This window comes from Rhizobium oryzicola, from assembly GCF_030504645.1.
Lineage (GTDB): Bacteria > Pseudomonadota > Alphaproteobacteria > Rhizobiales > Rhizobiaceae > Neorhizobium > Neorhizobium oryzicola.
In genome coordinates this window covers 46,139-58,955 of sequence record NZ_JAUKWQ010000005.1, presented here as the reverse complement: position 1 = coordinate 58,955, position 12,817 = coordinate 46,139, and the positions used below count along the sequence as shown (strand labels likewise).

Sequence of the window (12,817 nt, the reverse complement as noted above, 5' to 3'; positions counted from 1 at the left end):
TCATCCCTTCGCCAGTTCCGCCAGCTGCGTCATGATCTGCGCCGCCGATGCCAGGCGCTTTTCCGGCGTCGGCAGATCGCGGGTCAGTACCACGCTGTGGTCCGGCCGGATCTTTGCCATGCTGCCCTGCTTGGCGATATAGCCCACCAGGCCTGCCGGGTTCGGGAACTGCTTGTCGCGCAGTTGCAGCACGATGCCTTTCGGCCCCGCTTCCAGCTTCTCGACATTGGCGCGGCGGCAAAGCGACTTGATGTAGACGACCTTCAGGAGGTTCTGCACCTCGACCGGCATAGGGCCGAAGCGGTCGACCATTTCCGCACCAAAACCGTCGATCTCGGACAACTCCGTCAGTTCGCCGAGACGGCGGTAGAGGCCCATACGCAGATGCAGGTCCGGCACATAGGTTTCCGGGATCATGACGGTGATGCCGACCGAGATCTGCGGCGACCAGCCGGTGTCCTGCAGCTCGTCATCGCCCTTCACTTCGGCAACCGCCTCCTCCAGCATCTGCTGGTAAAGCTCAAAGCCGACTTCCTTGATATGGCCGGACTGTTCCTCGCCGAGCAGATTGCCCGCGCCGCGAATATCGAGGTCGTGGCTTGCCAGCTGGAAGCCTGCCCCCAGTGTGTCGAGCGACTGCAGCACTTTCAGGCGGCGTTCCGCCGTCGTCGTCAGCTGCTTGTTGACCGGCAGCGTGAAGAGCGCAAAGGCGCGGACCTTGGAGCGACCGACGCGGCCACGCAGCTGGTAGAGCTGGGCAAGACCGAACATATCGGCACGATGCACGATCAGCGTATTGGCGGTCGGAACGTCCAGACCCGATTCGACGATGGTTGTGGACAGCAGCACATCATAGCGGCCATCATAGAAGGCATTCATGATGTCTTCCAGCTCGCCCGCCGGCATCTGGCCATGGGCGATCGCCACCTTGAGTTCCGGCACATCCGATTCGAGGAAGGCCTGGATTTCCGGCAGGTCGGCCAGACGCGGGCAGACATAAAAACTCTGGCCGCCGCGATAATGCTCGCGCATCAGCGTTTCGCGGATGACCAGCGGATCGAAAGGCGAGATGAAGGTTCTGACCGCCATGCGGTCGACCGGCGGCGTGGTGATCAGCGACAGCTCGCGCACACCCGTCATGGCGAGCTGAAGCGTGCGCGGAATCGGCGTGGCCGACAGCGTCAGGACGTGAACGTCGCTCTTCAGTTCTTTGAGCTTTTCCTTGTGCTTGACGCCGAAATGCTGCTCCTCGTCGATGATCAGCAGGCCGAGATTGGCGAACTTGATGCCGGTGCCGAGCAGCGCATGGGTGCCGACGACGATATCCACCTTGCCTTCCGCCAGATCCTTCTTGGTCTGGTTCAGTTCCTTGGCCGTCACCAGACGCGAGGCCTGCTCGACGCGGATCGGAAGGCCGCGGAAACGTTCCTTGAAGGTCTTGAAATGCTGGCGGGCAAGCAGCGTTGTCGGCACCACGACCGCCACCTGTGCGCCGTTCATGGCCGCGAAGAAGGCGGCGCGCAGCGCCACTTCCGTCTTGCCGAAGCCGACGTCGCCGCAGACCAGACGATCCATCGGGCGACCGGCACCGAGATCATCGCGCACGGCATCGATGGCGTTTGCCTGATCTTCCGTCTCATCATAGGGGAAGCGGGCGGCAAATTCATCGTAAAGCCCTTCCGGCGTTTCCAGCACGGGGGCGCGTCGCGTCATGCGCTCAGCAGCAATGCGGATCAGCTGATCCGCCATGTCGAGCAGGCGCTTCTTGAGCTTGGCCTTGCGCGCCTGCCATGCACCGCCGCCGAGCCTGTCCAGCTGGGCTTCCGCAGCGTCAGATCCATACCGCGACAGAAGGTCGATGTTTTCGACCGGCAGGAAGAGTTTTGCCTGATCGGCATAATGCAGTTCCAGACAGGCGCGCGGCGCGCCCGCCGCCTCGATGGTGATGAGCCCGACAAAGCGCCCGATGCCGTGTTCGGCATGGACAACCAGCGAGCCTTCATCGAGGCCTGCCACTTCCGAGATGAAATCCGAGCCGCGCTTGCGCCGCTTCGAGCGCCGCACCATGCGGTCGCCCAGAATATCCTGCTCGCCGATAACGACCAGATCGCCGGTCTCGAAGCCGCCTTCCAGATGCAGTACGGCCGAGGCCGCCTCACCCTTTTCGAGATTCTTGATTTCCGAGAGCTTCTCGATCTGGCGGATGCGCTTCAGCCCGCGCTCGTCCAGCACCTGCAACAGGCGGTCCAGCGACCCCGCAGACCAGCCGGTGATCAGAACTTTTGAACCCTCGGCACGCCTGTCGGCAATATGCTTGACCACGAGGTCGAAGACATTCACCCGCTCGTCGCGGTCCTTCTGCTCCGCTTCGGCCTGCGCCTTCGCCCAGCGCGGGCCGGCATGCGCATCGAGCGTCAACACCCGCCGCGCCTCGGCATCCGCCTCGTTAAAGGGGGTGAGGCGGATAGCACCGGCGCCTTCCAGCAGGCTGTTGAAGCCCTTGCCATCAAGATACAGCTGGCCGGGCGATACGGGCTTGTAGGGTGCCGACTGCGCCTGCCCCTTGCTGACCGTGCCGGAATTCTGCCGTGCCTCGAAGTAATCGATGATGAGCTTGGAGCGCTCCTGCGCCGCTTCCCGCGCCGTGTGGTCTGTAACGATTCGGAAGCCCTTGAGGTAGTCGAAGGCGGTTTCCAGCCCCTCGTAGAACAGCGGCAGCCAGTGTTCCATGCCCGCATAGCGGCGACCTTCGGAGACGGCCTGATAGAGCGCATCGTCGCGGGTGGCAGCACCAAAGGTCGAGAGATAGGATTTGCGGAAGCGGCTGATCGTATCGGGCGTCAGCGTCACTTCGCTCATCGGGTTGAGATCGAGCGCGCGGGCCTGCCCCGTGGTGCGCTGGCTGGCCGGATCGAAGGTGCGGATCGTTTCCAGGGTATCGCCGAAGAAATCGAGGCGCACCGGCTCTTCCGTGCCGGGCACGAAGACGTCGAGGATGCCGCCGCGCACGGCGAACTCACCCACTTCACGCACCGTCGAAACACGGTCGAAACCGTTGCGCTCCAGCCGCGCGGCGATATCGTCCATCCGGATGTTGTTGCCGGGACGCGCCGAGAAAGCCAGGCTCTCGATGATCGATGCTGGCGCGATCTTCTGCATCATGGCATTGACCGTCACCAGCACGATGGCCGGATACGGCTTTTTGGCATGCGCAATCAGACCGGAGAGGGCCGCCAAACGGCGGGCCGAGACGTCAGCACTGGGAGAGACGCGGTCATAGGGAAGGCAGTCCCAGGCGGGCAGCGTGAGCACCGGGATCTCCGGCGCCACGAAGGACAGCATCTGCTCCAGATCGGCCATGCGGTGACCGTCCGACATCACGAAGGCAACCGACTGCCCTGCCCTTGCCATTTCGGCCAGCACCAGCGGCTCCATGCCAGCCTGCACATTGGCAATGGTCAGTCCCGCCGCTGATGCAGCGAGCTTCTTCGCGTCGAAACCGGCGATCATCAGTCGTTCCCGTATTTTTCTTTGAGGCTCGCCGCCGTCACGATGTCGAAGTCAGGCCGGTAGGAGGCGATCCGCTCGAACATCGGCGTCTGCAAGTGATCCGGCACCGGATCAGCGCCGGTAATCCAGCGGTTCAGATCCTGGTCTTCCTCGGCCATGATCTTTTCCAGTTCATCGAGTTCCGCATCGGAGAGCAAGGCAATCTCATTTTCGGCGAACTGGCCGAAGACAAGGTCCATCTCGCGGATGCCGCGATGCCAGCAGCGATAGAGAATTCTCCGGCGGCGAGGGTCGAGATCGGCGCTGGTGCGCGACAGTCCAGTCATGTGCTTCAAAACCTTGGTTGAGCCGCTGATATAGGACGGAATGATTGACTTGTCAGCCTTGCCAAAGGCGCAAATCCCTCGCATTTTCGCGCCCATGCGTCCCGCCCTGCTCGATCCCCTGTTTTCACCTGTCGCCAGCCTCTCCGGCGTCGGCCCGAAGCTTGCCGAACTGCTTGCGAAACTGACCAATCGCGAGGATGCGGACGATTGCCGCGTGGTAGATCTTCTCTTCCATGCGCCCTCCTCCATCGTCGACCGGCGCAATCAGCCCGGCATCGCGCTGGCGCCGCAGGGCGTCATCGTGACCATTACCGGCCGCGTTGACCGCCACCAGCCGCCACCGCGCGAAAAGCCCAACATGCCCTACCGCGTCTTCGTGCATGACGAGACGGGCGAGCTGGCGCTGACCTTCTTCAAGGTGAAAGGCAACTGGCTGGAAAAGGCTCTGCCGATCGATGAGCAGGTGATCGTCAGCGGCAAGGTGGACTGGTTCAACGGTCGCGCTTCCATGGTTCACCCGGACCTGATGGTGAAGGCTTCCGAGGCGGAAAACATGCCGCTGGTGGAGCCGGTCTATCCCATGACCGCAGGCCTGATGCCCAAGGTTCTGCGCAAGGCTGTGGACGGTGCGCTGGCGCGGCTTCCGCGTTTTCCCGAATGGCTGGATGCACCGATGCAGCAGCGCCAGAGCCTGCCCTCGGTCGAGGATGCCTTTCGGCAGTTGCATGATCCGCGCGACGGACATGACCTCGATCCACAGGCGCCGGCCCGACGCCGCCTCGCCTATGACGAGTTCCTGGCCGGCCAGGTCTCGCTGGCGCTGGTGCGCCAGAGGCTGCGTAAAGTGGCCGGTCGCCCGATCCAGGTGGAAGGTCGCATCGCCGCGGAAATCAAGGCAAAGCTGCCCTTTTCGCTGACCAATAGTCAGGCCCGCGCCATCGCCGAGATCAACGAGGACATGGCCAAGGATCAGCGGATGCTGCGCCTGTTGCAGGGTGATGTCGGCGCTGGCAAGACGCTTGTGGCGCTGATGGCCATGGCCAATGCCGTCGAAGCGGGCGGCCAGGCCGTGCTGATGGCGCCGACGGAAATTCTGGCGCGCCAACATCACGCGACGATCAGCAAGCTGGCGAGCGCGGTCGGCCTCGGCGTGGAGCTGCTGACAGGGCGGGTCAAAGGTCGGGAGCGTGATGAGGTGCTGGAACGCATCGCGTCCGGTGAAGCGCAGATTGTCATCGGCACGCATGCCCTGTTTCAGGATGCCATCGTCTATAAGGATCTGATGCTGGCTGTGGTGGACGAGCAGCACCGTTTCGGCGTGCATCAGCGCCTGCGGCTGACGGCCAAGGGCATCTCGCCGCACATGCTGGTCATGACCGCAACGCCAATCCCCCGCACGCTGGTACTGGCCGCCTTCGGCGACATGGATGTTTCCAAGCTGACGGAGAAGCCGGCAGGCCGCAAGCCGATCCAGACGGTGACGGTGCCGACCGAGCGCATGGACGAGATCGTCGCGCGACTGCGTGCTGCCCTGCGCGAGGGCAAGAAAGCCTACTGGATCTGCCCACTGGTCGAGGAATCGGATGCGTCGGAACTGATGTCGGCGGAAGAGCGTCACGCGACGCTCACACAGGCGCTCGGCCCCGGCATCGGCCTCGTCCACGGCCGGATGAATGGTCAGGAGAAGGATGCCGTCATGGCCGCCTTCAAGTCCGGCGAAATCCGCCTGCTGGTCGCGACCACGGTCGTGGAAGTGGGCGTCGACGTGCCGGATGCAACGATCATGGTGATCGAACATGCCGAACGCTTCGGTCTGGCGCAGCTTCACCAGCTGCGCGGGCGTGTCGGTCGTGGTGCAGAAGCCTCTACCTGTATCCTGCTCTACAAGGGGCCGCTCAGCGAGACCGGCCGGGCGCGACTGTCGATCCTGCGCGAAAGCGAGGACGGCTTCCTGATTGCCGAGGAAGACCTGAAGCTCAGGGGCGAAGGCGAGCTGCTCGGCACACGCCAATCCGGCACGGCCGCCTTCCGCATCGCCAGTCTCGAAGCGCATGCGGATCTTCTGGAAATCGCCCGTAAGGATGCCGGCTATCTGCTGGAAAAGGATCCTGAGCTTTTGAGCGAGCGCGGTGAAGCGATCCGCGTGCTACTTTACCTGCACCGCCGCGACGAGGCGGTGCGATTTTTGCGAGCGGGGTGATTTCCGGGCGCCGCTTTCACAGCGCCCGGCCGTAAGCAAACACTTACTTTTTCATACCCGGCAGCGTCACGCGGAAGACCTGGAACATGGTGTCCACGTCAGCGCCGCCTTCCGCCTTGTAAGCCTGGCCGACCTGGAAACCATCCTGCGTCAGGAAGTCGTTGTCGTTGGCAACGAACAGGAAGTAGTCGTCCGGGGCTGACGGATCGAGAACGCTGGCCAGCGACATGGCTTCCCACTTTTCCGACAGGTTGTTCTTGTCGTTCGGAGCGCCATTGTGCAGGCCGAAGCGGCCGAGTTCCGCATTGTCGTTGAGGTCGATGAACGGCGTGACCTTCGCAACGGTGACGGACGGATCGACAACGCCCTTCGGCGCCACCGGCTTCATGCCGTCGAACTCCGTGTTGGCGATATCGGTCGCGCTGGACAGGTCCACCATGTCGATCTTGCGGTAGAGCGAGGTGTCACCCTTCAGGCCCTGGCCGTTATTACTGTCGCGGGCCAGCATCAGAAAGGCCTTGTCAGAAAGCGCAACGATTTCGCTCTGGGCGGCAACGGTGTTCTTGCCCTTCACATCGAAGGACGGCAGCGGAACGACATATTCGTGAACGAGCTTCAACTCATCGATGTTGGAGGCATCATAGACGAGCGCGCGGGTGTTCATGCGGGTTGTGCTGTTGTCGCCACCGTCCTGGCGCGTCGCAGACTGGAGAAGCGCCACGACGAACTTGCCATCCGGCGTGATAGACATGCCTTCGAGGCCCTGGTTGTTCTGGCGGCCGGTATCGGGATCCTTCGGATCGGGCTTCTTGCCGTCGGCATCGACGTTGTTGGAAGAAAAGTTCAATTCACCCTTGCGCATCGGCAGAAGCGCCTTGGGCGGCTGCGTGGCCGAGATCATTTTGCCCGCGGCGCTGAAGTGATAGATGTAGGGGCCGTATTCGTCGCTGATCAGGAAGCTGCCGTCGTTCAGACGAACCACGGCTTCCGGATCGAGAGAGACCTTGCCGTTACGGGCCTGCGGCATGGCCGGCATCTTGCCAGCGGCGGCGCGCACGCCTGATTCCGGATCGAGACCGGTCATGTTCTTGCCCTGGTCGTCGGTGAGCAAGATCGTATCGGCAAGCTTGGCTTCAACGCCCGTCTGCTGCTTGTCGGCGGAAAGGGTCGCGCCGGAGGTAGCCGGCGTGAGGCGCACGTCGATCTTGTTCAGGCGATCGTTGTAATCAGTCGTGCCTTCCACGTTGTAGCCACGGTCCGGCAGAAGCCAGAGCGATCCCGTGTAGGCATCGCCATCCTTCTTCCAGCTCGTGGTATCGAAGGCCATGCCGGAGCCGGAACCGAAGGTTTCACCGAACTTGTCGCGCTGGTTTGCCGGAATGCGGCCGATCGCGACAAGGCCCTTGTTGGCGTAGGTCTTGCCGTCGAGCGTAATGCTCTCGCCGGCATAGGCGCTGATGGGCGCGACGGACAGGAGCAACGCCGCCCCAAGACGGCGGACGAAAGATGGGCTGAAGGATGTCATGGCAGGAATCCGGTTTCAGAGGGTTACGGGAAGCCCCCGGCACGAAGCCAAAGCCAATAATCCACCCAGCGCCCCACGCCGGCTCCCCTCAATGCGCTTCTATGTACGCATTGTAACAGATACGCGACAATCCCGGAGTTTCTGGAGCGCGCTGCGCAGCTTTTATTCGGGGAGCGGAACCGTCACGGGCGGAGCCCCTTGCGGCAGCGCCTTCGGGATATAATCGGGCGAGATCAAGCCCCCGGAGATCAGCAGCTTGGCCGCATCTTCCGGGCTCATGTCCAGCATGATGATCTTGTTCTTGGGCACAAATAGCAGGAAACCTGCGGTCGGGACCGGTGTCGGCGGCAGAAAGACTGCCACCATCTCCTCGCCCATTTCAGCAAAGCGCGCCGCGACCTCACCTTGCGCATCGGCAGAGATGAACACCAGCGCCCAGGTACCCGGCGTCGGGAACTCGATCAGCCCCACCTTCTTGAAAGAAGTGGACTGGTCTTTCAGCACGGTCTCGAAGATCTGCTTGAGGCTTTTGTAGATGGTGCGAACCAGCGGTGTCCGGTTGAGAATGGACTCGCCGAAATTGACGATGGAGCGACCGATCAGGTTCTTCCCCAGAAACCCGATCATGGTGATGATGATCATCGCCACAACGAGACCCGTGCCTGGAATGGCGATATTGAAGTAGTATTCTGGGTTATAGCGCTGCGGAATATAGGGCGTGACCCAGCTATCGGCCCAGTCGATAAAGGTGAAAGTCAGCCATATGGTGATGGCGAGCGGAGCACATATAATAAGACCGGTCAGGAAATTATTCCGAACCCGGCCAGCCATTGAGATCTTTTCCGGGCTGTCGCTCATGCGAATCCATCAGTCTGCTGCATTGCGGAAGTAAGGCGACAATGCAGGACCGGAAGCATAGACGCAAGCGGGAAGCCCAAAATTGCGCTGCCCGCTTGCCCTGCTCTGCTCACTCTACCGTGACGGATTTTGCCAGGTTGCGCGGCTGGTCGACATCCGTGCCCATGAAGACCGCCGTGTGATAGGCCAAGAGCTGGATCGGCAGAGAGAAGATCATCGGCGCGATCACCTCATCCACATCAGGCAGCACGATGGTCGCCATCGTCGGCAGCTTGGAAGCCGCAGCCCCCTTCTCATCGGTAATGAAGATGATCTTGCCACCCCGCGCCGCCACTTCCTGCATGTTGGACACCGTCTTCTCGTAGAAGCGGTCATAGGGCGCGATGACGATCACAGGCATGTTTTCGTCGATCAGCGCGATCGGGCCATGCTTCAGCTCGCCGGCGGCATAACCTTCTGCGTGGATGTAGGAAATTTCCTTCAACTTCAGCGCGCCTTCCAGCGCCAGCGGATAGCTGGTGCCGCGGCCGAGATAGAGCACATCCTTGTATTTGGAGAGATCGCGCGACAAGGCCTCGATCTGCGGCTGGATGAGGTTGAGCACGCGGCTCATCACGCGCGGCATCTCGATCAGGTGATGCACCAGTTCACGTTCCTGGGCGGCATCGATTGTGCCCCGCTGGCGTCCGGCCTTAATGGAAAGCGCGGCGAGAACCGCAAGCTGGCAGGTGAAGGCCTTGGTGGAGGCAACGCCGATTTCCGGGCCGGCGAGGATCGGATAGATCGTGTCCGCCTCGCGGGCGATGGTCGATTCCTTGACGTTGACAACGGCTCCAATCTTCAGGCCGTTTTCCTTGCAATAGCGCAGCGAGGCCAGCGTATCGGCCGTCTCGCCGGACTGGGAGATAAAGAGCGCCGCCTGCGTCGGAAGCAACGGCATTTCGCGGTAGCGGAATTCCGACGCCACATCGATTTCGACCGGAAGACGCGCATAGCGCTCGAACCAGTACTTCCCGACCAAACCAGAGAGGAAAGCCGTGCCGCAGGCGGAAATCGCGAGGCTGCTCACCGTGGCGAAATCGATCGTGCTGCCATTCGCCTTGATCGTCTGCGTGGCGAAGTCCACGTAATAGCCAAGCGCGTGGGAGATGATCTCCGGCTGCTCGTAGATTTCCTTTTCCATGAAATGCCGGTGGTTGCCCTTGTCCACCAGGAAGGCGGCGGCCTGGGAAATCTGCTTCGGGCGCGATACCGGCTTGCCAGCGTAATCGATGATCTCGACACCCTTCGAGGTCATGATCGCGCAGTCACCATCCACGAGATAGGTGATCTGGTTGGTGAAGGGTGCGAGCGCAATGGCGTCTGAGCCTAAGAACATCTCGCCCTTACCGTGACCAATGGCGAGCGGCGGCCCAAAGCGAGCGGAGAGGATTGTATCAGGATCATCCTGGAACATCACGACAAGCGCATAGGCGCCGGTGACGCGGTTCAGCATGGCGAGCATGGCGTCGCGATGGCCCAGACCTTCGCGGGTGTATTTCGCCAAAAGATGCGCCACGACTTCCGTATCCGTCTGGCTTTCGAACACAGCGCCTTCCGCGACGAGCTCATCGCGCAGCTCGGAGAAGTTCTCGATGATGCCGTTATGGACAACTGCAACGCCCTCCACGAAATGCGGATGCGCATTCGTTTCGTTCGGCACGCCATGGGTGGCCCAGCGCGTATGCGCGATGCCTGTTGTCCCCGGCAGTGGTTCGCCACCCAGCTTGCGCTCCAGATTGACGAGCTTGCCCTCCGCCCGGCGGCGCTCCATCACGCCATCATGGATGGTGGCAACGCCTGCGGAATCATAGCCGCGATATTCCAGCCGCCGCAGCGCGTCGACGAGCCTTTCCGCAACCGGCTCTTTTCCGACAATGCCGACAATACCGCACATGGGAACCTCTTCTGGTGAACTTGGTCGCGCGAATTCCTATCCGGCCACGAAAAATAGGCAATCGTCCGGCCAGTCAAATTCGATTTATTACTGTAATGCAGTTAATGTTAGCGCTTGCCGGCCTTCTCGGCTTTCAGCGCCAGCGCCCGCTCGCGAACCACCTTCGCTCGCTCCGGCTTCACCTCCTGGCGCGCGCGCCCAAAGGCCAGCGCATCGTCAGGCACGTTTTCGGTGATGACGCTTCCCGAGGCGACATACGCACCGTTACCGATGGAGACAGGCGCTACCAGCGCTGAATTGGAGCCGATGAAGGCGTTGTCGCCGATGATGGTCTCGTGCTTGTTCACGCCGTCATAATTGCAGGTAATGGTACCGGCACCAATGTTGGACCCGGCCCCCACGGTCGCATCGCCGATATATGTCAGATGGTTGACCTTGGCGCCCTCGCCAATCGCGGCATTCTTGACCTCGCAGAAATTGCCAACGCGGGAGGATGACGCAAGCTTTGCACCCGGTCGCAGGCGCGCGAAAGGACCGACACTCGCGCCCGAGGCAACATGCGCGCCCTCGATATGCGAGAAGGCGTGGATCACAACACCGGGTTCGATCACAACACCCGGACCAAATACGACATTCGGCTCAATCAGCGTGTCCTGGCCGATCTCGGTGTCATGCGACAGGAATACGGTTTCCGGGGCAATCATCGTGACACCCGACAGCATCACCGCGCGGCGGCGCGCTTGCTGCCAGCTGGCCTCCAGCAGCGCCAGTTCCGCTCGGGTATTGCAGCCCGCGAGTTCCGCTTCGGGCGCGTCGATCGCGACAACCTTGCCGCCAGACGCGCGGGCGATCTCAACGACATCGGTCAGATAGTATTCGCCCTTGGCATTCTGGTTGCCGATCTTTTCCAGCCATTCGAGAGCGCGGGCGCCATTGATCACCATCAGGCCGCTATTGCACCAGGTGACCTTGCGTTCCTCGTCGGTCGCATCCTTTTCCTCGCGGATGGCGACGAGTTCGCCGTCTTCGACGAGCAAGCGGCCATAGCCGAAGGGATTGGCGGCCTGAAAGCCGATGACGACGACATCAGCCCCTTCAGCCAGTTTCGCGCGTGCGGACAGAAACGTTTGCGGCTTCACCAGCGGCACGTCGCCATAGGTGACCAGCACGTCGTCATAGCCGTTGGCGATCGCATCCCTGGCCATCAGCACCGCATGGCCTGTGCCCTTGCGCTCGGTCTGGAGAACGGACGAAACGGACAGACCTTCGATGGAAGCCGCCGCCGTCACCTTGTCCGCGTCGCGCCCGACGACCAGCACCGCATCCCGCATGTCCGCTGCCCGAATCGACTGCATAACATGCGCAATCATCGACAGGCCCGCGATCGGATGCAGCACCTTGGACATCGACGATTTCATGCGCGTGCTATCGCCTGCAGCGAGGATAACGGCCAGACAGGTGCGGTGCATTCAGATTCTCCGTGTCGAAATCGACCGGCTTGTATCAGGAGTTCACGCCCGTGGCCAATTCACTGTCTGAAACATTCCGTAACTCGCAGCATTTGCAGATAACGCCCGGCTTGGTTCGATAGGTTCGAAAGCCCATCGCCTCGTAATAGTTCACGGCTTTCTCGTTGGTCTCGCCAATCGAAGCATCGATCTTCGAGACACCGGCCTTCAGCGCCGCATCGCGAGAGGCCGCAAACAGCGCTCTGCCCACGCCACGCCGCGCAGTACCAAGCTTCACATAGGTACCGATAATGCCCCAGCCGGGCGTCACGCCATATGGGTTGCCCTCGTTTGCCATGCGCAGCGACTGGAAGCCGATGATCGACCCATCCTCATCCACGGCCACGGAGCACTGAATCTCATCCGGATGTTCGATATAATGTTGCCGCACATAGTCCGGTGAACGCGGGCGCTCGCTCTTCCAGGATTCCAGGATTTCCGTCAGCAGCACGCTCATGGCCTCTGCGTCGGCAGCGGTGGCAGCGCGAACCGTCATAAAATGTCTCACAATTTCGTCTGTCTTGACAAACTTATTAACTCGGATTGCCGGCGCGGTAAAAGCGGATCATTTCTTCGATCGAAATACCGTCGATCGTCGCACCGGTCAGGGTGCAGTCGGAAATCTCGACACCGGACAGATTGGCGTCGGTGATCCTGGCACCGGAGAGATTGACATCATTGATGACGATGCCGGACAGATCAACGTCATTCAGTGTCAAGCCCGTCAGCAGGCAATCGGAAATCGAAATGCCCGAGAGATTGGCATCGTCGATCCGGGCGCCCGAGAGGTTGACGTCGGTGATGACGAGACCGGACAGGTTCACATCGTTCATTTGCCAGCCGGTCATGTTGCTACTGCTGAACCGCGAGCCGGACAGGTTGCTGTCGTTGACATCAAGAACTTCGATCGTCTGATGCAGTTTCATCGTCCCAACTCCAGAGCCAATAGCGCAA

The 12,817-nt window shown here is 61.3% G+C and carries 9 protein-coding genes; 1 reads left to right on the top strand and 8 read right to left on the bottom strand.

Going from position 1 to position 12,817, the window contains the following annotated elements:
* Positions 1-3,510, bottom strand: coding sequence for a transcription-repair coupling factor (gene mfd, locus Q2T52_RS16265; RefSeq protein WP_302077847.1), 3,510 nt, complete (start codon positions 3,508-3,510; stop codon positions 1-3).
* Positions 3,510-3,836 (bottom strand): FAD assembly factor SdhE, encoded by a 327-nt coding sequence (locus tag Q2T52_RS16260; RefSeq protein WP_302078153.1) that lies wholly within the window; start codon positions 3,834-3,836, stop codon positions 3,510-3,512. The genes mfd and Q2T52_RS16260 overlap by 1 nt, the downstream gene beginning before the upstream one ends.
* Before the next feature lie 94 nt (positions 3,837-3,930).
* On the opposite strand from Q2T52_RS16260, the gene recG reads away from it, so the two are divergent.
* Positions 3,931-6,036, top strand: a complete 2,106-nt coding sequence (gene recG / locus Q2T52_RS16255; RefSeq protein ID WP_302077846.1) for an ATP-dependent DNA helicase RecG — start codon at positions 3,931-3,933, stop codon at positions 6,034-6,036.
* Positions 6,037-6,079: 43 nt separating this feature from the next.
* On the opposite strand, the gene Q2T52_RS16250 is transcribed toward recG, so the two are convergent.
* The 6 genes from Q2T52_RS16250 to Q2T52_RS16225 form a co-directional block, all read right to left on the bottom strand.
* The gene (locus tag Q2T52_RS16250; RefSeq protein ID WP_302077845.1) at positions 6,080-7,561 is read right to left on the bottom strand and encodes an esterase-like activity of phytase family protein; all 1,482 of its coding nucleotides are present in this window, start codon (positions 7,559-7,561) and stop codon (positions 6,080-6,082) included.
* Between the two features lie 162 nt (positions 7,562-7,723).
* Positions 7,724-8,419, bottom strand: a complete 696-nt coding sequence (locus Q2T52_RS16245) for a DUF502 domain-containing protein (protein WP_302077844.1) — start codon at positions 8,417-8,419, stop codon at positions 7,724-7,726.
* Between the two features lie 109 nt (positions 8,420-8,528).
* Positions 8,529-10,355, bottom strand: a complete 1,827-nt coding sequence (gene glmS / locus Q2T52_RS16240) for a glutamine--fructose-6-phosphate transaminase (isomerizing) (RefSeq protein ID WP_302077843.1) — start codon at positions 10,353-10,355, stop codon at positions 8,529-8,531.
* Between the two features lie 107 nt (positions 10,356-10,462).
* A complete protein-coding gene (glmU, locus tag Q2T52_RS16235; RefSeq protein ID WP_302077842.1) occupies positions 10,463-11,824 on the bottom strand; it encodes a bifunctional UDP-N-acetylglucosamine diphosphorylase/glucosamine-1-phosphate N-acetyltransferase GlmU in 1,362 nt (453 codons plus the stop codon).
* Between the two features lie 34 nt (positions 11,825-11,858).
* Positions 11,859-12,359, bottom strand: a complete 501-nt coding sequence (locus tag Q2T52_RS16230; RefSeq protein ID WP_302077841.1) for a GNAT family N-acetyltransferase — start codon at positions 12,357-12,359, stop codon at positions 11,859-11,861.
* Between the two features lie 37 nt (positions 12,360-12,396).
* A complete protein-coding gene (locus tag Q2T52_RS16225; protein WP_302077840.1) occupies positions 12,397-12,789 on the bottom strand; it encodes a pentapeptide repeat-containing protein in 393 nt (130 codons plus the stop codon).
* Positions 12,790-12,817 lie beyond the last annotated feature (28 nt).